Source organism: Longinema margulisiae (genome assembly GCF_025266855.1).
In the GTDB taxonomy this organism is placed as follows: Bacteria; Spirochaetota; Brevinematia; order Brevinematales; family Thermospiraceae; genus Thermospira.
Window position 1 is genome coordinate 1,904,292 of the sequence record NZ_CP053071.1, and the last position, 23,587, is coordinate 1,927,878.

22 protein-coding genes, 3 tRNA genes and 2 pseudogenes are annotated in these 23,587 nt (G+C 42.3%); 19 read left to right on the forward strand and 8 right to left on the reverse strand.

The window, feature by feature from the left end; translation table 11 throughout:
• Positions 1-228: 228 nt before the first annotated feature.
• Positions 229-495: a hypothetical protein gene (locus BREVNS_RS08490; RefSeq protein ID WP_483426586.1), complete on the reverse strand. Its 267-nt coding sequence runs from the start codon at positions 493-495 to the stop codon at positions 229-231.
• Between the two features lie 618 nt (positions 496-1,113).
• On the opposite strand from BREVNS_RS08490, the gene BREVNS_RS08495 reads away from it, so the two are divergent.
• From BREVNS_RS08495 to BREVNS_RS08520, 6 genes are read left to right on the forward strand one after another with little or no spacing between them, the layout of a single operon-like run.
• Positions 1,114-2,940 (forward strand): CTP synthase, encoded by a 1,827-nt coding sequence (locus BREVNS_RS08495; protein WP_483426587.1) that lies wholly within the window; start codon positions 1,114-1,116, stop codon positions 2,938-2,940.
• Positions 2,941-3,795 carry a pantoate--beta-alanine ligase gene (panC, locus tag BREVNS_RS08500; protein WP_483426588.1) on the forward strand — a complete coding sequence of 285 codons (855 nt, stop codon included), beginning with the start codon at positions 2,941-2,943 and terminating at the stop codon, positions 3,793-3,795. It begins immediately after the preceding gene.
• Between the two features lies 1 nt (position 3,796).
• Positions 3,797-4,246, forward strand: coding sequence for a dUTP diphosphatase (gene dut / locus BREVNS_RS08505; protein WP_483426589.1), 450 nt, complete (start codon positions 3,797-3,799; stop codon positions 4,244-4,246).
• Positions 4,230-5,252 carry a GTPase ObgE gene (obgE, locus tag BREVNS_RS08510; protein ID WP_483426590.1) on the forward strand — a complete coding sequence of 341 codons (1,023 nt, stop codon included), beginning with the start codon at positions 4,230-4,232 and terminating at the stop codon, positions 5,250-5,252. The genes dut and obgE overlap by 17 nt, the downstream gene beginning before the upstream one ends.
• Positions 5,230-6,372, forward strand: coding sequence for a glutamate 5-kinase (gene proB, locus BREVNS_RS08515; RefSeq protein WP_483426591.1), 1,143 nt, complete (start codon positions 5,230-5,232; stop codon positions 6,370-6,372). The genes obgE and proB overlap by 23 nt, the downstream gene beginning before the upstream one ends.
• Positions 6,359-7,090, forward strand: a complete 732-nt coding sequence (locus BREVNS_RS08520) for a Nif3-like dinuclear metal center hexameric protein (RefSeq protein WP_483426592.1) — start codon at positions 6,359-6,361, stop codon at positions 7,088-7,090. Before proB ends, BREVNS_RS08520 begins: the two co-directional genes overlap by 14 nt.
• 3 nt (positions 7,091-7,093) lie before the next feature.
• On the opposite strand, the gene BREVNS_RS08525 is transcribed toward BREVNS_RS08520, so the two are convergent.
• Positions 7,094-7,321 (reverse strand): tautomerase family protein, encoded by a 228-nt coding sequence (locus BREVNS_RS08525; protein ID WP_483426593.1) that lies wholly within the window; start codon positions 7,319-7,321, stop codon positions 7,094-7,096.
• A 54-nt stretch (positions 7,322-7,375) separates the two neighbouring features.
• On the opposite strand from BREVNS_RS08525, the gene BREVNS_RS08530 reads away from it, so the two are divergent.
• From BREVNS_RS08530 to BREVNS_RS08560, 7 genes are all read left to right on the forward strand, one after another.
• Positions 7,376-7,750, forward strand: coding sequence for a YkvA family protein (locus BREVNS_RS08530; RefSeq protein ID WP_483426594.1), 375 nt, complete (start codon positions 7,376-7,378; stop codon positions 7,748-7,750).
• Between the two features lie 278 nt (positions 7,751-8,028).
• Complete coding sequence (locus tag BREVNS_RS08535; RefSeq protein ID WP_483428047.1) at positions 8,029-9,057, forward strand: rod shape-determining protein; 1,029 nt, start codon at positions 8,029-8,031, stop codon at positions 9,055-9,057.
• Between the two features lie 13 nt (positions 9,058-9,070).
• Positions 9,071-9,931, forward strand: coding sequence for a rod shape-determining protein MreC (gene mreC / locus BREVNS_RS08540; protein WP_483426595.1), 861 nt, complete (start codon positions 9,071-9,073; stop codon positions 9,929-9,931).
• Positions 9,924-10,415 carry a rod shape-determining protein MreD gene (gene mreD / locus BREVNS_RS08545; protein WP_483426596.1) on the forward strand — a complete coding sequence of 164 codons (492 nt, stop codon included), beginning with the start codon at positions 9,924-9,926 and terminating at the stop codon, positions 10,413-10,415. The genes mreC and mreD overlap by 8 nt, the downstream gene beginning before the upstream one ends.
• Before the next feature lie 3 nt (positions 10,416-10,418).
• Positions 10,419-10,492, forward strand: a tRNA-Arg gene (locus BREVNS_RS08550).
• Positions 10,493-10,505: 13 nt separating this feature from the next.
• Positions 10,506-10,594 (forward strand) — tRNA-Ser (locus BREVNS_RS08555).
• Positions 10,595-10,676: 82 nt separating this feature from the next.
• A tRNA-Glu gene (locus BREVNS_RS08560) sits at positions 10,677-10,748 on the forward strand.
• Between the two features lie 289 nt (positions 10,749-11,037).
• Here BREVNS_RS08560 and BREVNS_RS08565 read toward each other — a convergent pair.
• The gene (locus tag BREVNS_RS08565) at positions 11,038-12,270 is read right to left on the reverse strand and encodes a hypothetical protein (RefSeq protein ID WP_483426076.1); all 1,233 of its coding nucleotides are present in this window, start codon (positions 12,268-12,270) and stop codon (positions 11,038-11,040) included.
• Between the two features lie 109 nt (positions 12,271-12,379).
• Here BREVNS_RS08565 and BREVNS_RS08570 point away from each other — a divergent pair.
• The 6 genes and pseudogenes from BREVNS_RS08570 to BREVNS_RS08595 form a co-directional block, all read left to right on the forward strand.
• A pseudogene (locus BREVNS_RS08570) lies at positions 12,380-12,508 on the forward strand (restriction endonuclease); the annotation flags it as partial.
• A 15-nt stretch (positions 12,509-12,523) separates the two neighbouring features.
• Positions 12,524-12,916, forward strand: coding sequence for a winged helix-turn-helix domain-containing protein (locus tag BREVNS_RS08575; RefSeq protein WP_483426597.1), 393 nt, complete (start codon positions 12,524-12,526; stop codon positions 12,914-12,916).
• 169 nt (positions 12,917-13,085) lie between these two features.
• Positions 13,086-13,943: a DUF262 domain-containing protein gene (locus BREVNS_RS08580; protein ID WP_483426598.1), complete on the forward strand. Its 858-nt coding sequence runs from the start codon at positions 13,086-13,088 to the stop codon at positions 13,941-13,943.
• Positions 13,944-13,997: 54 nt separating this feature from the next.
• A complete protein-coding gene (locus BREVNS_RS08585) occupies positions 13,998-15,230 on the forward strand; it encodes a hypothetical protein (protein ID WP_483426599.1) in 1,233 nt (410 codons plus the stop codon).
• A 426-nt stretch (positions 15,231-15,656) separates the two neighbouring features.
• Positions 15,657-16,802, forward strand: coding sequence for an HNH endonuclease family protein (locus BREVNS_RS08590; RefSeq protein WP_483426600.1), 1,146 nt, complete (start codon positions 15,657-15,659; stop codon positions 16,800-16,802).
• Between the two features lie 10 nt (positions 16,803-16,812).
• Positions 16,813-17,448 (forward strand): annotated as a pseudogene (locus BREVNS_RS08595) (DUF3387 domain-containing protein); the annotation flags it as partial.
• A gap of 172 nt (positions 17,449-17,620) precedes the next feature.
• Here BREVNS_RS08595 and BREVNS_RS08600 read toward each other — a convergent pair.
• The 5 genes from BREVNS_RS08600 to BREVNS_RS08620 form a co-directional block, all read right to left on the reverse strand.
• Positions 17,621-18,079, reverse strand: coding sequence for a DUF3592 domain-containing protein (locus tag BREVNS_RS08600; protein ID WP_483426601.1), 459 nt, complete (start codon positions 18,077-18,079; stop codon positions 17,621-17,623).
• A gap of 26 nt (positions 18,080-18,105) precedes the next feature.
• Positions 18,106-19,737: a hypothetical protein gene (locus tag BREVNS_RS08605; RefSeq protein ID WP_483426602.1), complete on the reverse strand. Its 1,632-nt coding sequence runs from the start codon at positions 19,735-19,737 to the stop codon at positions 18,106-18,108.
• Entirely contained in the window at positions 19,734-20,924 is a 1,191-nt protein-coding gene (locus BREVNS_RS08610) for an IS256 family transposase (protein ID WP_483426603.1), read from the reverse strand. Before BREVNS_RS08610 ends, BREVNS_RS08605 begins: the two co-directional genes overlap by 4 nt.
• Positions 20,912-22,138: an integrase catalytic domain-containing protein gene (locus BREVNS_RS08615; RefSeq protein WP_483426604.1), complete on the reverse strand. Its 1,227-nt coding sequence runs from the start codon at positions 22,136-22,138 to the stop codon at positions 20,912-20,914. Before BREVNS_RS08615 ends, BREVNS_RS08610 begins: the two co-directional genes overlap by 13 nt.
• Before the next feature lie 196 nt (positions 22,139-22,334).
• Positions 22,335-23,534 (reverse strand): transposase family protein, encoded by a 1,200-nt coding sequence (locus tag BREVNS_RS08620; protein ID WP_483426097.1) that lies wholly within the window; start codon positions 23,532-23,534, stop codon positions 22,335-22,337.
• Between the last annotated feature and the right edge of the window lie 53 nt (positions 23,535-23,587).

Genomic DNA, 23,587 nt, shown 5'->3' on the forward strand with positions numbered 1-23,587 from the left:
TCTGGGAGAAGGGTGCCGGGAGATGTTGCTATGACCTTATTTCAGCAAAGGGGGCTCGTTTGCTGAAACATGGTAATAGCCGGGGTAGGCTTTTCTCCCTGAAAGAAGGTGGTCGTCATTGTTTGGGTTTGTATGGAGGGAGGTTAAACGTTTAACCAGAAGGTGGGTTTGCTGAGACATGGTAAGAGCAAAAGACATGTGGAGTTTGTATAGAGAAGGGTTAAACGTTTAACCGGCGGGGTGGTTAGCTGAAACAGGGTGATAGCGATAGCCATGAGGGGGTGGATAGAGAGAGGTTAAACGTTTAACCGTTGCCTTTGGCTGAGACAGGGTAATAGCCGGGCGCCCTGCGGTCTCAGAAAGCCCCCTTCTTGCTGACTCGTCGCCAGGGCCCGCCCCTGCCTGCGGTGCGCCGTCATGGAAGCCCCTGTGGGGGCCACGTGCCCTGCGGGCTGGTGGGAGAAAGCCGCATTCTCCTGCCAGTATCCGAGCCACAGGAGGTGGCGAGGAAGACCGGGGTCAGACAGGGAGGGCTGTCCCCGGTCGGCTACGGAAGAGAGCGGGGCTACAGGCTTTTCTTCCAGCCAGCAAGGCAAGAGGGTGGACGGAATGTTACAGAGACCGCCGCAGGGGCGGGGCGGGGATTTCAAAAGGGGCGAAAGCCCCTTTTGTCCCGCGCGGAAGCGCTTCTTCCGAAGTCAGGAGGACAAGTTGAGGTCGCCCCGCGAGGAAGGACTTTCCCTGGGGAGTGGGATTTCTCACTACCCGCAAAAGCGGCCTGTCTTCCGTCCGAGGCGCATGCGTAGCATGCGACGAGGACAGGGCTCTTCTGGAGCCGGTGCAGGGGCGGGGGCGGGGATTTCAAAAGGGGCGGGGAGCCCCTGACCCAGACAGGGAAAGAAAACATCCGTGCAAGGGTCTCTTTTTTGTGGAGTAGGGCTGACCTTTTGCTATTACCTTGTTTCAGTCTGAGGTTAGGGATTGGTTTGGCTATAACCATATTTCAGCGAAAAGAGAGTATTTTTGCTGAAACAAGGAAATAGCCCATCCGACAAAATTGCACTTTTTTCCTCCCTGTCGTATAATATACGGCAAGAGACAGAGGAGTATCGTATGGAACATAAGAAGTATATTTTTGTCACAGGGGGAGTTTGTTCATCGCTGGGAAAGGGTATCACGGCAGCCTCTATTGGAGCCCTTCTCAAGGCGGCCGGCTACAAGGTGAACATGATGAAGATTGATCCCTATCTCAATGTCGATGCAGGCACCATGAGCCCCTTTCAACATGGAGAGGTTTTTGTTACCATCGATGGAGCAGAGACAGATCTTGACTTAGGAAACTATGAACGATTTCTCCAGATAGAGACCACGCAGGCCAACAGTGTGACCACGGGACAAGTGTACAAACATGTAATTGATGCCGAGCGACGGGGAGAATATCTTGGCAAGACGGTTCAGGTTATTCCCCATATTACTGATGAGATCAAACGTCGCATTCGTCTCTGTGATGAAGGCAAAAACTCTGATATTGTGATTGTCGAATTGGGAGGAACCGTTGGGGATATTGAAGGACTTCCTTTTCTGGAAGCCATTCGTCAGTTTGCCATTGAAGAAGGACGCAATCATGTGAAGTTTTTGCATCTCACCCTTGTCCCTATGATCGCTGGTTCCGGGGAACTCAAAACCAAGCCTACACAGCATTCTGTGAAAGAACTGATGTCCATGGGGATTCAGCCTGATTTTCTTTTTTGCCGGGCTGATGTCTTTTTGCCAGAGAGTCTCAAGAGCAAGATTGCCCTTTTCTGTAATATTGACGAGAGCTGTATCTTTTCAGCCGTGAATGTCTCTTCGACCATTTATGAGGTTCCCCTTCTCTTCCACCAGCAGGGGGCGGATCGGATTATTCTTGAAAAACTGGGGCTTCCCTATCGCAAGCCAAACCTTTCCGCATGGGAAAGGATTGTCCACACCTTCAAGTATGCCAAGAAAACAGTGAACATAGCCATGGTGGGCAAATATGTCACCCTTGAAGATACCTACAAATCTGTGGACGCCGCTCTGAAGCATGGAGGGCTTCCCCATGATTGCCAGGTCAAAATCATCAAAATAGATGCGGAAGACTATGAGGCAGAGAACTATGATGCAGAGAAGGGACTTCTCTATCGGGTTTCTGCTGAGTATTTCAACAATCAGATTCTTCCAAAAATCACCGATGAGAGGGACCAGGCCTTCCTTCGTTCTGTTTACGAGAAGGAAGTAACCAAGAATACCTATCTTCTCTCCCCGGATATCAAGGAGGATGATCGCAAACGGGTGGCCAAAATCCTGAAGGAAATCGGGTTTGCCGGCATTATTCCTCCGTCGATAGATGCTATTCTTATTCCTGGGGGGTTTGGTAACCGCGGGATTGAGGGAAAGATCAAGGCGATTTATTATGGGCGTACCAACAAGATTCCTACGTTTGGGATTTGTTTAGGTATGCAGTGCATGGTCATAGAGTTTGCGAGAAATGAATGCGGGCTTACCGAGGCTCATTCAACAGAGTTTGCGCCGGCCACAAGTCAACCGGTGATAGATCTTCTTGATAACCTCAAGGGTGTGAAGTACATGGGTGGTACCATGCGCAAGGGGGGAAGTAAGTGTCTTCTTGCCCCGAAGACCCGTATTCAGACGATCTACAACCAGAATGTCATCATTGAACGTCATCGCCATCGCTACGAGGTAAATCCTGAGTACACAGAGCTTTTGCAGAGCAAGGGGCTTGTGATTTCCGGGCGGGCTGAAAACGATCTTGTGGAGACAGTGGAACTCTCTGATCATCCCTGGTTTATAGGAACCCAATTTCACCCGGAATTTCAATCTTCACCTCTTGCCCCTCACCCCCTCTTTGTCTCCTTTATCAAGGCGGCACTTGAGTATCAGGCTAAAAAGGGGAAGTAAATGCAGGTGATAGAAAAGGTTACTCAGATGCAATCGCTTGCCTCCCGGTGGTGGAGGGAAGGGTTGTCCATTGGGTTTGTTCCCACGATGGGGGCCCTTCATGAGGGGCACCTTTCGTTAGTGCGAGAGGCAAGAAAACACCATGACAGAGTGGTGGTGAGTATCTTTGTGAACCCCTTGCAGTTTGGACCGAAAGAGGACTATAGCCGTTATCCCCGTACCTTTGAGCAGGATAAGGTTCTTCTTGAGCGAGAGGGCGTGGATGTGCTTTTTTATCCTTCTGTGGAGGAGCTTTATCCAGAGGGTTTTGAGACCTATGTCATTGTCGAAAAACTTCCTGAGCATTTGTGTGGTCTTTCCCGTCCCGGGCATTTTCGTGGGGTGACAACAGTGGTGGCAAAACTTTTTCATATTGTGATGCCTCACGAGGCCTATTTTGGCAAGAAAGACTACCAGCAGTATCGGATTATTGAGCGGATGGTGAAAGATCTCAATATGCCTGTTCGTATTACCCCTATGCCTATTGTTCGGGAAGCCGATGGTCTTGCGATGAGTTCGCGAAACCGTTACCTTACCCCTGCTGAACGTGAGAAGGCACTTGTTCTTTTTCGTACGCTTCAGTTAGCTGAGGAACTGATACAGAAGGGGGAAAGGGAGGCGTTAGTTCTCACCGAGAAACTCAAGACCTTCATTACGACAGAGGTCCCCGAGGCGCGTATTGACTATGTTTCCTTTGTGGATGCCTTGACTCTTGAGGATGTTTCTCATCTTCAGGGGCATGTGCTGTTAGCGCTCGCGGTGTTTATTGGCTCAACCCGTCTCATTGATAATCGTGAGTTTGTGATTGAGGATTGATATGATCGTAAAGGTGAAAAAACTGAGAGAAAAGGCTTCTCTTCCTTTGTACAAAACCGAGCATGCCGCTGGGGCTGATTTAGTGGCCTGTATAGAGAACCCTGTGGTTATTCAGCCCGGGGAGGTGGTGAGTGTCCCCACGGGGATTGCGATAGAGATTCCCGCTGGTTATGAGGGCCAGGTTCGCCCCCGTAGTGGACTTGGCAAGATGGGGCTTTCTATTCCCAATGCTCCGGGAACGATTGACGCAGACTATCGGGGTGAGGTGATGGTCCTTCTTGTGAATCTTTCGAGGGAGCCTCATACGATTCATCCGGGGGATAGGATTGCCCAGTTAGTGATAGCCCCTGTGGTTCAGGCTCAGTTTACTGTAGTGGAGGAACTTTCTCTAACCCGAAGAGGAGAAGGGGGGTTTGGAAGTACAGGGAGGAATGATGCTTTTCAAGGATGAGGTGGAGATCTGGGTCACGGCCGGTAAGGGAGGAGACGGTTCAAAGAGTTTTCGTCGGGAGAAATATATTCCCCATGGAGGGCCAGATGGGGGTGATGGAGGGGATGGAGGAGATATTGTTTTTGTGGTGAATCCCCATCTCCGGACACTTTCTCATATTCACAATAGACAGAAATTTCGTGCTGAAAACGGCGAAAATGGTATGCGTAAGCAGATGCACGGAAGAAATGGAAAGGACACGATTATTGAAGTGCCGCCGGGGACCGTGGTCTGGGATGCCGAAACAGGGGAACTTCTTGCTGATCTCACGGAAGCGGGTAGTCGTACGATCATAGCAAAGGGGGGCCGGGGAGGAAGGGGAAATGTGCACTTCAAGAGTTCCACCAATCAAACCCCTTTCTATGCAGAAGCAGGCAAACCGGGAGAAAGCAAACACCTTCGCCTTGAACTCAAGATGATCGCTCACATCGGGCTTGTGGGATTTCCCAACGCGGGGAAATCCACCCTCATCTCTCGTCTCACCAATGCTCGTCCCAAGATCGCGAATTATCCCTTTACTACCCTTGAACCGAATGTGGGCGTGATGACCATTGACGATGCCTATACCAGTGTGCTTATTGCGGATATTCCCGGGCTTATTGAAGGGGCCCACAAAGGGAAGGGCTTAGGGATTGAGTTTCTCAAGCATATTGAGAGAACCAAGGTGCTTCTGTTTGTCCTTGATATCGCGGATGATCCGAAAAAACATTTTGCTATTCTTCGAGAGGAACTCAGGGCTTATTCGGAAAAGCTGTATCAACGGCCTTTTCTCATTGCCCTCAACAAGAAAGACCTCTTTTTTGATGATCCAGCGGAACTGATGCACTTCTTTTCTCAGTATGCCCCCTGTTATCTTATCTCGGCTCTCACAGGTGAAGGCCTGCGAGAACTCAAGATAGCCCTTTTTGAGACCTATCAACAAGAAGAAAAGCGGGAGTTGGCCGATGAGAATCTCCCTTCCAGATAATCAGAGTCTTGAGATTAAGAGAGTGGTGATCAAGTTGGGGACGAAACAGATCACCGATACGACGAGAATCAATGAGGAGAATATCACCCGTCTTGTGGGTGAGATCGTTCGTCTCCGCCAGGCGGGAGTGGAGTGTATTGTGGTAGCCAGTGGGGCTATTGGGATGGCTCGTTATGCGATGGGGCTGGGCAAACAGGAGTTCACCCTCTCTCAGAAACAGGCACTCGCCGGGGTTGGGCAAAGTCTTCTGATGAATTTTCTTTCTGAGAAGTTTCGCTTTCATAACCTCTGGGTGGGGCAGGTTCTTCTCACGCATTATATCTTTGACAATCGAAAGACCTATCTCAATGCGAGAAATACCCTTACCACCATGCTTGAGATGGGGATTGTCCCTATCATCAATGAGAACGATTCTGTAGCCACGGAGGAGATTCAGTTCGGGGATAACGACAGGTTGGGGGCGTATGTCAGTGTGATGATGGATGCCGATCTCTATATTATGCTTACCGATATTGACGGTCTCTATGCTCATTATGGGACGCCAGAACAGACCCTTGTGCGTGTGGTGACAAACCTTTCCTCTGTGATGGGATATGCACAAAAACCAGAGGAGAGCTTCACTCGTGGAGGGATGATCACCAAGCTTCAGGCGGCTCGTATTACCACGACAGCCGGGATCCCGGCCGTGATTGCCAATGGTTTCAGGGAGAGGGTGCTTGAGGATGTCTTCTCTAACCTTTCAACGGGGACTATCTTTCTCCCCTCGGCTCGGGCTATCAGTCGTCGAAAGCGCTGGATCTCAGCCAAACGGATCAAAGGGAAGATTTATGTAGACAATGGAGCGAAACGAGCCCTTCTTGCCCATAAGAGTCTTTTGGCGGCCGGGGTTACCGGTGTGGAGGGTAGTTTTAAAGAAGGGGATACGGTGGCCATCGTGGATGCTCATGGACAGGAGATAGGACTTGGGATAGTGAATTATGATAGAGAGGAACTCATGTCCATTGCTGGAAAAAGAACAGAAGAAATCGTGGGTATCTTGGGCAAAAACAAGGTGAATACTGTTATTCACTGTGATAACATGGTGTTGTATGAGCAGGAGGGAGTAGGTGACCATTTATGAGATAGAGAGAGACCTTGCTGAACTTCTTCAGGTACATATGTTTCAGGATTTTTGTTATAATGGCATTCAAATCGAAGGGAAAAAAGAACCATCCCTTCTTGCGGTAGGGGTTTCTCTCAATATGGCTTTTCTGCGGGAAGCGGTGGCTCAAGGGGCTGATATGGTGCTTGTGCATCATGGTTTTTTTGGCAAGGATTTTTTCAGGCTCAAGGGGTTTCTGAGACAGAGGGTGGCATATGCCCTTGAACATAACCTTACGGTGATGGGGTATCATCTTCCTCTTGACGCCCATCCAGAGTATGGGAATAGTGCCGTGATAGCGAAAAATCTTGGACTGAGTATAGAACGTCGTGTGGATGTGGGGTATATCACGTCTTATGAAAAGCCGGTCTTGTGGGAGACGTTTGAAAAAAGGCTTCAGAGTCTTTTTCCTCATTCACGGCTTCAGGTGTATAGGCAAAACGAAGAGGTTCAGCGGGTGGGTATTATGACGGGGGGAGCAGCCTCTTTTTTGAAGGCTTTTGAAGGGGAGATTGATACCTTTCTCTGCGGGGAAACCAAGGAACAAACCCTTCATGAGGCTCTTGAGATGGGAATTACCTTTGTCAATGCTGGTCACTATTATACGGAAACCTTTGGGGTACAGGCTTTAGCGCGTTATATAGAAAAAAAATGGGGACTTCCCCACGTGTTTATTGACGTGCCAAATGAGGTATAAACCCTACATGGTGTAGCCAGGTTTGATCCAGAGGGCGTCTAACTGTGGGGCTATCTCGGGATCATAGACCTTTTCCTTCCATTCTGAGGGGGGAACTTCTTCGATGGCCACGGAAATGGTCTTTGGGTCGGCTCCAATAGACTGGACAATAGCCTCGCTTACCGCATTGGCCATGGCACGTTTTTGCTCTTCTGTGCGGCCGGGATAGAGTTTAATAATCACATGTGGCATACGAACCTCCTTAACAAGTATAGAGAAGAAGAGAATTTTTTGCAAGGGAGAGAGATGAAATCTTCTTTTGTGGAGAAAATACAGGTCTTGGCAAAGGCTCTCAAACATCCTGAGTGTCCCTGGTACGCAAAAGTGGTGATTGGGCTTACCTTGGCTATGGCGCTGAGTCCCATTGATCTTATTCCTGATTTTATTCCTGTTCTTGGGCATCTTGATGATCTTCTTCTCATTCCTGTAGGTATAACCATAGCTTACGCTTTGATTCCCCCGGAGATTATTCAGCAGGCAGAAGAAGAGGTGAAGCAGCAAAAAGAAAAGCTTCCCCGTTACTATGCTCTCTGGGGGGTGGGGCTTATGGTGGTGGTTTATGGGGTGTTGATAGCCATCGTGGTGATGGTCGTGATAGGGATGAGAAAAAACCCAAAATAAGACCTTTGCACGAATGTGCGAAGGTCTCAAAAAAGTAATAAAAAAGCAAAAAATAGTATAAAAATCTTTCTTGAAGTAATAAATAAACCTATTTTTTTGAATGAAAAAGACAAATAAGCCCTTGTAAACAGAAAAAGCGGGGTTTCAGGGGCGTAGCCCCTGACCCAAACAGGGGAAGAAAAGACCCGTGCAAGGGTCTCAAAATAATTGCATATTTTTTCCCTTTTCCTTACAATAACCTATCAAAAAAGGAAGTAGGACATGGAGGAAGTATGGCCATGAATATCTTCAAAGCTGTGGCAGATGCCTTTGTGAATGATATAGCGATTGACCTTGGAACAGCCAATACCCTGATATATGTGAAAGGCAAGGGGGTGGTTATCAATGAACCCTCTGTGGTTGCTGTTCAAACAGGGACAGGTCAGGTTCGTGCCGTGGGAAATGAAGCCAAAAATATGCTGGGAAAAACCCCGGGAGATATTATTGTCATTCGGCCTATGCGAGAGGGGGTTATCGCAGACTTTGATGTCGTGGGAAAGATGCTCAAATACTTTATCAACAAGGCCCAGGTAACCAGAAAATTGGTCCATCCGCGCGTGGTGATCAGTGTGCCTTCTGGTGTGACTGAGGTCGAACGTCGAGCGGTGAGAGAATCTGCTCTTCAGGCCGGGGCCGCCAAGGTTCACCTTGTGGAGGCTCCTCGTGCTGCGGCTCTGGGAGCCAATATTCCTATCGAGGAACCAGCCGGACACATGGTGATTGATATTGGTGGTGGTACCACCGAGATTGCGGTGTTGTCTCTTGGGGGTATTGTGGTCAGCAACTCTATTCGCGTGGGAGGAGACAAGTTTGATGAAGCCATCATGGCCCATCTCAAGAAATACCACAACCTCATCGTGGGAGAAAAAACCGCTGAAGATATCAAAATCAAGATAGGGAGTGCCTATCCCCTCAAGAACGTGGAATCCATGGAGATCAAGGGACGTGATGCGGTGAGCGGTCTTCCACGTATTCTCAAGATTGATAGCGTGGAGGTTCGTGAAGCCCTTCAGGATATGGTGAACAAGATTCTGGAGGCTGTTCGTCAGACCCTTGATCAGACGCCTCCTGAGCTTGCTTCGGATATTCTTGAGCGAGGTATTGTTATGGCAGGAGGAGGATCACTTCTTCGGGGACTTCCCAAGTTTATTGCCAAGAATACCGGAGTGCCAGTGTTTCTTGCCGATGATCCGTTGGTGTGCGATGTTCTTGGAGCGGGAAAGTTTCTTGAGAATATCAAAAAGTATGAGACCCAGTTCAATCTGTAGGTGAGGGCTTTTCATGCCAGTTTTGACGTTTACCCGTCGGCGGACTCTTTTGACCATGCTTCTACTCTGTGGTATTTCGACAGCCTTGATGGTCTGGGATGTGAAATTGCCTCAAATAACCGTTCGTTCAGTTTTTCTCTTTTTGCTTTATCCATTTCAGTGGGTATGGTCAAGCAGTATCCGTTTGGTGGGGGAGACGACGCAGAGGGTGGTGGCTCTTGGGGAAACCCAGAAGGCTCTCACGGAGGCAGAGAACCAGATTCAGGAACTGCAAACAAAGCTTTTGCTTCTTTCCCAGCTCGAGAAGGAGAACGAGGAACTACGGCAGATTGTGGATGTCAAAAAGCGTATTCAGTATGAGGCGCTTTATACCCGGATTATTAACAAGAGCCTTGATATTACCTCATCCCGGGTGTTGATTGATCGTGGAATGCGAGATGGGGTGAGGCGAAATCATGCGGTTATTGGGTATACGAAAGAGCATGGTTTTTTTGTGATTGGCAAGGTGGTGGAGGTCAATATCTTCACTTCTGTGGTTGAACTCCTTTATTCGGAAAACTTTTCCATGGGAGGAATGCTTCCCAATGGAGCCTTGGGGGTTGTAAGTGGTCAGGGTGGATGGCATCAGTATTGTGTCATGTCGTATGTTCCGACGGAAGCTCTTGTAGAGGTGGGCGATGTGGTGAGTACTACCACTGAAAGTGATATTTTTCCTGCTGGATTTGGGATAGGGGTGGTGGCAGGGATCACCACTTCTCTGAGACAGGAGTTTTTCAAGCGGTTGTATGTGAAGCCCTTTTTTCATCCCATGCAGGCACAATCTCTTTTTGTCCTGAAATGGTCACTGATAGAAGAGGGAGGAAAGCGTGAATAGGCCGTGGCTTCGGTGGGTATGGTTTGGGGTGTTTCTTTTTGTTGTGATTTCGCTTCAGTGCAGCCATGTGTTTCAGATATATCAGGTTTTGCCAGATCTCTTGCTCGTTGTTTTTGCGCTCTTTGCTATCTTCCAGGATAGATTCACGGCCGAAATGGTGGGGTTTGTGGTAGGGCTTCTTGTCGATACCCTCACCGGAGGGTGGTTTGGTTTTCATGCCTTTTTGTATACGTTTGTGGCCTGGTTTGTAGGGGTCTATCAGAAGAAATTTTTTGTGGATACCTTTCGAGGGTTTCTCTTTTTCGTGTTCTGGATTACCGCACTGAAGTACTTGATTTTTTTCCTCTTTTCCTTTATAATAAAAGGACAGTGGTTGGGGAGTAGTGGCTATTTTCTCACATGGTTTGGGGAGTGGCTCTACAATACTCTCTGGGCTGTGTTGTTTTTCTTTGTTGTCCCCCCGCTATTTTTCAGAGAAGAGTAAGCTGCGCCCATAGCTCAGATGGATAGAGCGTCAGATTGCGGATCTGAAGGCCAGAGGTTCGATTCCTCTTGGGCGCGTTTTTTCTTTTCTGGAGAGGTGCCAGAGTGGTCGATTGGGTCTGACTCGAAATCAGATGTACGCTTTTTGGCGTACCGTGGGTTCGAATCCCACCCTCTCCGTTGTTTTTTCTGTGTGGTGGGTCTTCTTTTTCCTCTTGACAAAGACGAAAAAATATGTTATACTATATGCCTCTTTGAGAGTGCCCCCATCGTCTAGGGGTTAGGACACAGGGTTTTCATCCCTGCAGCCGGGGTTCGAGTCCCCGTGGGGGTAAGAGGGCCGGGATTTCCCGGCCCTTTTGCTTTTTGAGGCTTTGTTAGTTTCTAGAAGGGGTATGTGTCGGGTATATTTTTTGTGAAACAAAAAAACCATAAAAAATTTGATTACGTTTCCAACAGGAGACCTGAAAGAGAGAGAAAAGGATAAAGAAGTTACCCCTGGCTCAAAAGATTTTTGTCAACTGTAGTATACAGGGAACATTTTAGATAAACAAGTTTTTTCTGGGGAAAGTACCCTTTTTAGGCCATAAAACAGGGCAATAAGTACGTACCATCCCTATGTTTTATATCACATCCTGCCAGTAGACACCATCGATAGCCTCATCACGATTATAGTAGTAATGCAAACGCACAGCAAGAACATTGGTTGCCCCTTCTCTTTTCCATACCCCTACATCCATTCTCTGGTTTATGGTTCGCATCACCCGTTCTGCCCTTGAGGTTGTTCCTGGCAAACCATCTTCACTGTCACAGGCGAACATGTCTTTTTGAGCACGAAGAAGATAATAAAAACAATGTTTGCGCCCTTTTTCGTGAAATAAGTCAAGAAGATTCTGAATATGCTGTCTGCGCTCGCTTTGATAACCAAGTCTTGTTTGCCAGTCATTTTTGTACCCCAAGAAACAGGCTTTCCCTGTTTCAGCGACAATATTTGTCCACTCAGAAGAACGATATCTCACTCTATCAAGACGAAGAAAATACTTCAATTGATAACTTACATGCCACAAACATCGTTGAAAAACGATACCGGGATGTTTGCCCTGGTTAATCCCTGTATCTCCATCGACAACAAGAAAAAACCGAGAAAAAGAGTGTTTTTCTTGAATGGGCTTAAGAAGTTTGTCCCAACCTGCATGGTAATTATCCACAAGAAGGCCTGCTATTCTTGTATTTTTTCCTGTCAATGGGGAGGCTTGTTGCCTCTCCTGCAAAAGAATTTTAGCTTCTTCTCCTTTTTTCTTGCCCTGAACAGGAATACCCGTCCCATCGGCTTCTCCACAGGGTTTTTCTTTTTCTGAGATACTGAAATGTATCTTTCTCCCAATATTTTGAAGGTTTTTCCAGAGGGTGCTAAGACCTATTTTATACCCTGTGAAGGAAAGAATACGAGCGGCCACTCGATAGGTGGTAAGAGCCCCGGCTAAAGCCACTCTGTAGATATCTTTCAGGATTTGCCTTTTTCGCTTTTCTACACCAAGAAGAGATCTTGTGAGAAAAAGTTTTCTTCCACACTTTTTGCATTGAATTTGGAGCTGAGGAAGAGTGATCTTTCCAAAGGGCATCAGAACAAAAACAGTGTTTTTTCCATGCTTTGTTTTCCATATGAAGTGATGTTTTTCTCCGCATGTACAGGTGATACGACCTTCTTTTATTTCTTTTTCTGCCACTTCTACAGAAATCTGATGAACAAATGACTCAAACACTCCTTTGATGGCCTGGAGAAAAACCACCACTAACGTCTCAAGTTTTGTGTCAGGGTAGTCGATAGTCAAAGTGAAGGTGAATTCTTTACGCATGGGTTCCTCCTTGTGTCCTATTATCGGCCAGGGAGGAACTTTTTTTTGCTTTTCCTCATCTTCCCACTGCAGGTCTCCTGAAAAAAACGTTACCAAAAATTTAGGCGTTAAAGTTATATTAATAGATGGTCTTCAATTGGCAGAGCTTATGATAGATCATAATGTAGGAGTATCTACTATACATAGTTATGAAATTAAAAAAATTGATAGTGATTATTTTGAAATAGATGAGTTTTAAAATAAGGAAAACAACATGCTCGACATTCAAACAAACCAAAAACAGGTGCCACAGGAGGAAACAACAGAAGAAATGAACCAGGAACTAAAGAAAAAGATAGTACTTCCTCTCCCAGAAAAAGAAAGCAATAATTTAGAATTTAAGGAGAGTAAAATCATTATTCCCTTTAAAGAAGATTTAGTTAATCAACACAGTGAAGATAAAAGTTCCCACAAAACTGTGGAGAAAACTGTGGAGAAAATTATTGCGGCAATTAAAGAGAATCCAAAAATTACAATCAAAGAATTAGGAGAGAAAACAGTCCTTTCCAGAAGAGGCGTTGAGTGGAATATTGAAAAACTCAAACAACAAGGCAAACTAAAAAGAATAGGATCAGATAAAGGCGGATATTGGGAGGTAATACTATGAATACATCAAAACCCAACTTTAAACATACGAGCACACAGTGCGCATATAAACAAACCGAAATCGGCATGATACCGGATGAGTGGGAGGAAGAAAGAACTAAAGGAGAGAGAATCTCGGCTTTTGTAAGTCGAAAAATTCAAAATACTAGATACCAATTAGGGAGAAATTTATGAAAACAGAAAGTCATTCAATCAATGATGTATTAGCAAAAAATGCTACTTCATTTTTTATTCCACCTTTTCAAAGAGCTTATGCATGGGGGAAACCCGAGATAGAAAGATTTTTTAGTGATATATCAAGGATTATTGAATCGGAGTTGGATGCTAACCAGCAAGACAAGCAAGAACATTTTTTTGGAACAATTGTAATCAAAGAAGAAAAGGCAGGGTTTGCAAATAAATCAGTTATTATTGATGGACAGCAAAGACTTACTACTACTTTATTGTTTTTAATTGCACTGAGAGATACAGAAACCGATCCCCACAAACAGGAGTTCATTACAAACACTTACCTGATTAATAACTCATCTACATTTCAAGATAAGATAAAGCTTAAACAAGTAACTAAAGATTGGGAAGCTTATAAAGCTTTAGTTAAGAAATCTCAACCGAATCCAGGAATAATAAGTAACGCGCATGAACTTCTAAAAAAACTTATCAACGAGAAAAGAAGTCTTAATCCCAAAATTAATTTTGAGCATTTCATTATTGCTATTCAGCGTATGAATGTTGCTGTTATTTTTCTTGATGAAAGACCATTTAAAGGTGAGGATCCGCAAATAATATTTGAAACACTTAATTCATTAGGAAAACCTCTTACCTTATCAGACTTAGTTAGGAATTTTGTCCTTTTAAATATGGAAAGCAACAATCAATCTGATATTTATGAAAAAACATGGTATCCAAAAATTGAGGAAGTTCTTCAAGATTATACCTCAGAGTTTTTCAGGGATTACTTACAATACAAAACGGCAAGCTCATTAAAAGTTGGTAACGTTTTTTTCAGGAGACCTGCAGTGGGAAGATGAGGAAAAGCAAAAAAAGTTCCTCCCTGGCCGATAATAGGACACAAGGAGGAACCCATGCGTAAAGAATTCACCTTCACTTTGACTATCGACTACCCTGACACAAAACTTGAGACGTTAGTGGTGGTTTTTCTCCAGGCCATCAAAGGAGTGTTTGAGTCATTTGTTCATCAGATTTCTGTAGAAGTGGCAGAAAAAGAAATAAAAGAAGGTCGTATCACCTGTACATGCGGAGAAAAACATCACTTCATATGGAAAACAAAGCATGGAAAAAACACTGTTTTTGTTCTGATGCCCTTTGGAAAGATCACTCTTCCTCAGCTCCAAATTCAATGCAAAAAGTGTGGAAGAAAACTTTTTCTCACAAGATCTCTTCTTGGTGTAGAAAAGCGAAAAAGGCAAATCCTGAAAGATATCTACAGAGTGGCTTTAGCCGGGGCTCTTACCACCTATCGAGTGGCCGCTCGTATTCTTTCCTTCACAGGGTATAAAATAGGTCTTAGCACCCTCTGGAAAAACCTTCAAAATATTGGGAGAAAGATACATTTCAGTATCTCAGAAAAAGAAAAACCCTGTGGAGAAGCCGATGGGACGGGTATTCCTGTTCAGGGCAAGAAAAAAGGAGAAGAAGCTAAAATTCTTTTGCAGGAGAGGCAACAAGCCTCCCCATTGACAGGAAAAAATACAAGAATAGCAGGCCTTCTTGTGGATAATTACCATGCAGGTTGGGACAAACTTCTTAAGCCCATTCAAGAAAAACACTCTTTTTCTCGGTTTTTTCTTGTTGTCGATGGAGATACAGGGATTAACCAGGGCAAACATCCCGGTATCGTTTTTCAACGATGTTTGTGGCATGTAAGTTATCAATTGAAGTATTTTCTTCGTCTTGATAGAGTGAGATATCGTTCTTCTGAGTGGACAAATATTGTCGCTGAAACAGGGAAAGCCTGTTTCTTGGGGTACAAAAATGACTGGCAAACAAGACTTGGTTATCAAAGCGAGCGCAGACAGCATATTCAGAATCTTCTTGACTTATTTCACGAAAAAGGGCGCAAACATTGTTTTTATTATCTTCTTCGTGCTCAAAAAGACATGTTCGCCTGTGACAGTGAAGATGGTTTGCCAAGAACAACCTCAAGGGCAGAACGGCTGATGCGAACCATAAACCAGAGAATGGATGTGGGGGTATGGAAAAGAGAAGGGGCAACCAATGTTCTTGCTGTGCGTTTGCATTACTACTATAATCGTGATGAGGCTATCGATGGTGTCTACTGGCAGGATGTGATATAAAACATAGGGATGGTACGTACTTATTGCCCTGTTTTATGGCCTAAAAAGGGTACTTTCCCCAGAAAAAACTTGTTTATCTAAAATGTTCCCTGTATACTACAGTTGACAAAAATCTTTTGAGCCAGGGGTAACTTCTTTATCCTTTTCTCTCTCTTTCAGGTCTCCTGTTGGAAACGTAATCTAAAAGTTGTCAACGATAGCAATACAAAAGAACTTTATCAGCAATTTAAGGATTTTGTAGAAAGTAACTTTAAAAACCATGATGAATTTATAAAAGACATTATTCGGTATGTTAAATTATACAAGTGGATTATCAATGAAATTAATATTGATACTATTTCAAACAATAATGACAACGACAAAGAGATTAAAGAACTATTAAGGAACATCTTTCATGATATAAAGTCAGAAGCATTTAAACCATTTGTGTTAGGCTTATTGGAATATCACCAATACCCAACTGAAAATCCAAGACTTAATGACGAACTACTTATTTCAATTCTGAAAACTATTAGAACTTATTTGATAAGGCGTAGAGTTTTAGGTTTAACACAAGGAGAAAATAAAAATATTGTCACTTTGTGTAACAGAATTAATGATATTGCAACTGGAAAGGTATCAATGATTGAGCTATTAACTAATATGTTTTATAAATTAAGATTACCAAATGACTCCGAAATGGAAGCAGCACTAAGGTCTATGAATTTTTATGAAGAACTTAAACAGTATTCTAAATTTATTTTAGGTAAAATTGAGGAACACAACACAAAGGTATCTGTAGATTTCAGAGACCAAAGAATTACAATTGAGCATATCATGCCTCAAAAATTGAATGATAATTGGAAAGCGGAATTAGGTAAAAATTACGAAGAAATACACAAAAAATATTTGCATAATATAGGCAATTTAATTCTCACAGAATTTAATACCGAAATTGGGAATAAGTCTTTCGAAGAAAAGAAAATGCAGCTTAATAAATCATCTCTCAATTATAGGCTTGACATAATTAATAGGAATGTTTGGGACGAACAGAGTATTATAGAACATCAAAAAAATATGATAAATTGGTTTCTTGAAACTTTTCCATTACCCAATCAATATAAGAATAAAAACAATTGGAATACTAATACCGTTGATAATACTCTTTTCTCTCCACTTGATCCAGATGCGGGCAATATAGCAGAAGGTAATAAGCCAATAGAACTTCATATTTTTGATGAAATTATCGAAGTAAATTCTTGGCAGGATGTGTTTATAAAGTTTTTGAAATATTTAAAAGAGAGTCCTAACTATGATTTTGATAACATTTTGAACAATCAATACGAGATGTTCAAACGCGAGGGAACCATTTTAAAATGGAGTTTCCTCAAGAAATTAATGGAATCTAATAGAGATTTGAAAAATCGGTATAAAACACTTGACGGAAAATTTTGGGATAAGGTTGATGATCTAAATGATGACACATTATTTGTTCATATCAACATTTCAGCTTCTACTTGTCTATCAAGAATTACAACTATTATGGATAAATTATTTTTATCTAACGACTCAATTAAAATTAAATTAAAATAAATTTGACGGAAGGACAATCCAAAAAAGCTTAATAGTATCCGATAGGATAATTGATATTTTTGAAGCCGCTGGTATCCAAAAACCCGAGCTTTCCATTTTATCAGACGGTTTTCTCGAAGAAGTACGAGGAATGCCTCAAAAAAATCTAGCCTTTGAAGCACTAAAAAAATTGTTGAATGACCAGATAAAAATTATATCCCGAAGAAACCTTGTTCAGGGAAAGTCCTTCATGAACATGCTCGAAGAGACTATAAAAAAATACACCAACAGAAGCATAGAAGCTGCACAGGTCATCGAAGAGCTTATAGAACTGGCAAAAAAGGTAAGAGATGAAAAAAATAGAGGAAAAGAGCTTAACTTAACTGAAGACGAAATAGCCTTTTATGACGCGCTTGGTGTCAACGATAGTGCCGTTCAAGTCCTGGGTGATGAAACCTTACGAAAAATTGCTCTCGAACTGACAGAGACGATACGAAATAGCGTAACCATAGATTGGACTCAACGAGAAAGCGTGCAGGCAGAGATGAGAATAAAGGTTAAAAAGATACTGAGAAAATACGGCTATCCCCCCGATAAACAAGACTCCGCCACCCAAACAGTCCTGGAACAAGCAGAACTTGTGGCCAGAAACTGGGTAGCAGCATGAAAACTCTCCCGGGGAACCCAGAACATCCACCCACAAATTGACAAAAACTTCTCTGGCTCTTACCATGAGTACTTATCATTGTCGGTGAAATTATCCAACACTTCAACTTTTCCATAGTTTTTGATTGAAAAAAACCTCGTTACGTACCAAAACAGAGAAAAGTTTTTCGTTTTTAAGTCTTCAGTCCTAAAATGCCAATTCCCACAAAAAGTAAACCGCCAATAAATAAACCAAAGGTTGCAACACGTACCCCTCTTTCTAAAACTGCTTCTTTCGGGTTTTTTGGGTTATAATATACACTCACTTCTTTACCAACTGGGTATCTATCTACTACTTTTTGCATCCAATTGCTAATACTTGAACCGTATTGACCCAAAAAAACCTTAGAATTTGTGTACAATTTGCCATCCACAGAGTATTCATAACTTATATCAAAATAAAATGAATCATTCTCTCTTTTAAATCTATCAACAAAACCAACCTGTGAAACAAGAATTTTTCCTTGAGTAGAAGACCAGAAGTAAGTTGAAAATGCTTTGAAGAGAGTATTTAAACCCAACACGATTAACAGAGCCCCTATTCCAATGATAAAAATGAGCCATTTCTTTTCTCTTTTTTTCTTGTCTTCCATACCTTTCCTCCTTCTTCAAGGGATTTTTATGGTTTTTTATTTTGGAGTACCATTGGATTAAAACCATTTTCAATAAGCATTTTCTTTTCTTTTTTATCTAAACTTAATTCCCAGATGTCATACTCGTTTACCCATCCCTCTTTTATTAAGTTACTGAGAGGCTTTTGGTTCCTACGAGGGGTACGAATATAAGCAGATGATAGAACGAGTGAATTATTAGCTTGATTGAAATAGTGAATGGTAGGATCAACTTGAACATCCCAGTAAAAGAAGGGTTTTGCCTCGTTTTTCTCTAAATCAGCAATAAAAAATATACCCACACCAACATGGTAAACTATTCTTTGATCATCTAGCCAGACAGGATGAGGGTTATGTTCACTAAAATAGGAATCTTCATTAAAACGTTTCATAAAACCTGGTGACCATTTACCTACCACTTCTTTCCAATCTGGACTTTTAGGAATTATTCGAGTAGAACCTGAAGAAATATCGAAAACACACAGATTCAACCAGCGATAAAGACTCCCGTCAAAACCAATATCCACAAAAGCGATCTTTTTTCCATCGGGTGAAAAGACTGGATGGGAACCAATTCCAATACTCTTTTTGGTTCTATCTTTTAAGTTCATGACCCAGAGTTCTTTATTCTTTTTATAAAGAATGAGTCCTCCATCAGGAGAGAATCTTGGGCTATCTCCCTTATCAAGGAGAATAAAATTTGTAGCTGGAAGCTCCATCAACCAAATATAATCATCTTTTATGATAAACGTTTGTTTCCCACTTTTAATTTGATTTGTTATTTCTGCTGCTTTTTGGGTGTAAACGATTTTGTCTTCGTAAATATCGTCTAAAGTCAGTGTAATATTTAAATAATATGATTTTCCATCCCTGTCTGTATATTGTATGACTTCACCAAGTTTACGAATTTTTTCAAGCTGACCGTTTTGAACATTAAATTTAAAAAGACCTTTCACGCCTGCTTCAAAAAAGAAACTTTTACTATCACTTGACCATAGAATTCTTTGAGGTAGGAGTGATAACATTGGAATAGGGGTTTTTTCCCCTGATTTTAAATCATATAACCAACAATCAAAATTATTCTCAACACCAAGAGCAAGACTAGCAGGACCTTTTAAAGAACTAAAAATTATTTTAGTTTTATCAGGAGAAATAGAACGTAAGCCAGGAGAGTTAAATAAACCTTGGGAGTATGCAATAAACCTCACATCTGTAAAATCTTCATTCGCTATCCATAAGCTATTAATTTCTAAATAAACACCTTCTTTTTCTTTAAAATACTCTTTTCTCACAAAGAGTATTCTATTCTCATTTTCTCTGTAAAAAGAAGGATCATAAGGAATTTTTTTAAGAGGAGCCACAATTTGAGAAAAACCAAAAGTCCTGAAAAAAAGAGCGTTTGAAACGAAAAATATCCCATAGATGAAAAAAATTTTTAAAGCATGAAGATGGTGTTTCTCTTTAAAAATCATACGCCCTCCCTCCCTCTTTTTTAAAAATATTTTTCCCACTTTGATACATAATTTTTTATATTGAAGAAAAATCACCCGGGCATTAAAACTTCCACGTTCATTATACCGCACCTCTTTTACTTTTTCAAGCGAAAAAAACATTGTGTCAAGAAAATTGTGTCTGGTCATACGATACTCTCGCCGGGAATATTTTCTTTCGTGCATGAGTGTTGCTCACGATAGAGTTGAAAGTAATACTCCCAATTTTTTAACTTTCTTTTTAAGAACTTCTCATTTTGGTATCTTAATAACAGGTAAAGATATTTCTCAGCTGAAGCCTCGCTTTGACACATTTCCATTGTTTTTAATCTCCTTTTAAGTTCTTTAAAGAGTCTTTCCAGGGCATTGTTTGTATACACCATGCTTCGTATTCCTTCAGGTAATTCCATGTAAGTGAATATATTCTCTCTTATTGTCAAGAGGTTATTCATTAAGTTGGGATAGATATTTTTCCATTTTTGTGTAAATTTCATAAACAATTGTTCTGCCTCCTGTTTGTCTTTGGCATGAAATACCTCTTTTATTTCAGTGGCAATGATATTTCTGTGTTGAACTCTCACTTTAGCCAGTATGTTTCTCATGACATGGACTACACAGGGCTGATACTTTGCGTGGGGATATATCTCTGTTATGACGTTTTTCATACCACTTAAGCCATCAGAGACAATAAAATGAATCTGTTTGACACCTCTTTCTCTTATATCTAGCAAAATTTCCCGCCAGTTATAAGCACTTTCCATGCCTCCTGGCAGGTAGTATCCTAAAATCTCCCGTCTTCCCTCAGGTGTAATGCCTATAGCTACATATATTGATTCATTTTCTACCCTATCTCTCTTGATAGGAAACACCATAGCATCCAGAAATACCACGGCATATTCTTCCATGAGAGGGCGACTACGCCACTTCTGAATCTCTTCTATGCCTACCTGGCTTATCCTTGAGATGTTAGCATAAGAAATCTTTATTTCATAAAGCTCTTTTAAAACTTCTGCTATCTTCCTTGTTGACATTCCTGATATCAACATAGCCCTGATTAATGCATCTAAGTCTTCTGTGATGCGTTTGCGATAGGGAAGAAGGGCACTTTTAAATCCATTATCCCTTGTTCTTGGAACACGTATGGCTGTAAGCTCGCCAAAAGCTGTCTTTAAATCCCTTTTGTAAAAGCCATTGCCTTTTGTGGGTGGATTGTTTTCCAGGTAAATCTCTCTTTCCTCTTTTAACATACTCTCTAATACTTCCCCCGTTGCGTCAAATAAAAAAGTACTCGAAATTCGAATCATTGCCTCATAAAAAAAAGTACTCAAAAATTCCATACAGTTTCCTCCAAATTTTTGTTCCCCCCATTCTTTTTCTTTTGAAGGCTGAAAAGTTTTCTCTGGCAAGCCGTAATTTTTTGTCTTAGATGAAACAAATCGAGAGCCTTATAAAGCCTTGTGAGGTATTCTTTTTGTGCCTCACTTACATAAGAGCTTTCTAAAAGCCGTTGGTAGGGAGTTTTAATATCATCATGCTTCTTTTGCACCTTGCTTCCGATTCTCTTTTTCTCTGTCATTTTCATAACCGGTTGAAAAAAGTTGGCATAAAGCCTGAGATACGCATAGAGTCGGTTCAAGTAGTAGACTTCTTCCTCGGTATCGTAGCGGAAGTATCCAACATTCTGGCGGACTATGGAATAGTTTTTCTGCTCAACGTAGCAGTTATCATTGGAACGGGAGCTTCTCCCCCTTGTAAATTTTATCTGGTGCTTCTCACACCAATCGCGTAGAGGATGATTAATAAATTCAGCACCGGTATCAGAATCAATTCCCCGTAACTCAAAAGGAAGTCTTCTTTGGACTTTTTCTATGGCTTCTCTTACCCATTTTGAAGCTTTGTTTTTGATTGCCACAAGCTCTGTCCAACCGCTCCAAACATCCACCATATTTAATGTTTGAGCAAAGTCTCCTCGGCTATTTCCTCCCTCATGGGCTACCAGATCAATCTCCATGAACCCAGGGCAATTTTCATCCCACTCTGCCCACGTGCGTATAGCTATTTGTTGCTTTAACAACGTTCCAGGTTTTGTACCTTTTCGTCCTTTTATCTCAAGCTTTTTACGCTCATGTTTCAAAAGTCGGTCAATACTTGAAGCACTTATATGGCGCAAGTTCTCTATGGCCTGTTGAAAACCCTGGAGATGTCCGTTTGCTAAGAGATTATCTAAAACTTCACTTAAAATCGGCTTTAGGCGTTTACCACACATGTAGTTTTCAATTTCCCACACCTTTTTTAGAATTTTTAGTTCCTCTTCGCCGAATTTTTTCTTTCTGCCAGGTCTTTTGCCCTTTTTGGCTATATCGGCTTTAAGGTAATTTTTTTTGCCTACATATATGGTTTTCCCGTGCTGCCTCAAGAGCCTGGCGGCATAGTTTCGATTTTTTAAACCTGTTATCCTCACAAAGTAATCCAGTATCTCCTTTTTCTCCTTTTTGCTGGCTTTTTGATACTCTTTCGCCGTTTCCCTGTAAATAGGTCTCCTTTCAAACATCGCCACCCCAATTCCGGTTGGCGAGCTTGTCGAGCCATGAACTGGATTATTTTATACACAGATTTGGAGTACTTTTTTATTTTGAAGCAACGTTCCCTTTTCGAGTACTTTTATTATGAAGCAATTCGACTGTCGTTCCACACATTAACAGAAGGGGTATTTCCACATAGAAACTGAATACCTCATAAGTGTACCTCTACCTGGTGGAATTTTCAACTTTTTCTTTCCATGGATAACGGGCTATCTCCTCACCTTTGTAAAACAGTTTCACCCATTTCCCTGGGAATTCTCTTACTTCGATGTTGACGCCAGGCAATACCCGAAAAGCATTCTCTTTTGGAACCCGATATTTATGGCCGTTATACGAAACCTCATAAGTTTTATCCAGCCTGCGAAAAGCTCGAAACGCAAAAGCCTTTTCAAACTGTTCAGGGGTGGCTGTAAAGGGCTTAAAAAGGTCTTTCTGAGGCTTTCTACGAGCCTCTGAGAATACTTCTTCGGGAGTTCGTCCATCAAGGGCTCGAGAAGGCGTCTTATTGTGCTCTATGACATATTCTCTCAAAATCCAGTTCAGTTGTTCCAGGGTTTCAATGCGTTGCTTTTTCAAGGTTTTCTTGAGGTAAAAAGTGAGTTGTTTCTGGAATGTCTGGATTTTACGCTCAATTTTCCCCTTGCCCTGGGGTTGATAAGGTCTGGAATTAACGACACAAATATCCAGTTCCTCAAACGCAGTGGCTATGAGGCCATTATTCTTTTTAGAGTACTTTGGGTCATTGTCATAGTACACCTTGTAGGGTAAACCATACTCAGAGAAAACCTCCTGCCAAACTGGCATATGGTTTTCTATTGTGTCCTGGGATAAAAACTTAGCAGCAAGAACATAACGAGAATGGTCGTCCATAATCAAAAGGAGCGGAAAAGCGGGTTTCTTTTCAAGCCATGGGTGAATGGAAACGTCTGCCTGCACAATCTCGCCTATGGCTTCTGCCTGCCACCTTTTGCGGTAGTGATGCCTTGCTCGCTCAGGATAATGGACAAAGAATTTTTTTAGCACTCTCCGAATAGTTTCATCTGAAACCTTAGGAAAATCCTTGTAAAGCTCATATAAGGTGCTGGAAAGAATCCTTACCGAAGGGTACTCTTTCTGTTTATTCTCTTTTTCAATGGCCAGTTCTTCGTATGTTTCAAGAATAAGGGCTATATGCTTTTGCTCAAGCTTTGACTTTCTGGATGTTCTTTGCCGAACAAGATTTTCTCCTCGACAGAATCTTTGATACAAAACGGTAACCCAGGATCGGCTTATATCAAGTTTTCTTGCCACCCAACCTAAAGAAATTTCCCTTTTCTGAACTTGAACAAAGAATCCTTGTAATCTCTTTACCTTCGATTTAACCATATACTTCTTCCTCCTCTTCATAGTTCCTCCTTATTATCCCTTCGTTGCCCCTT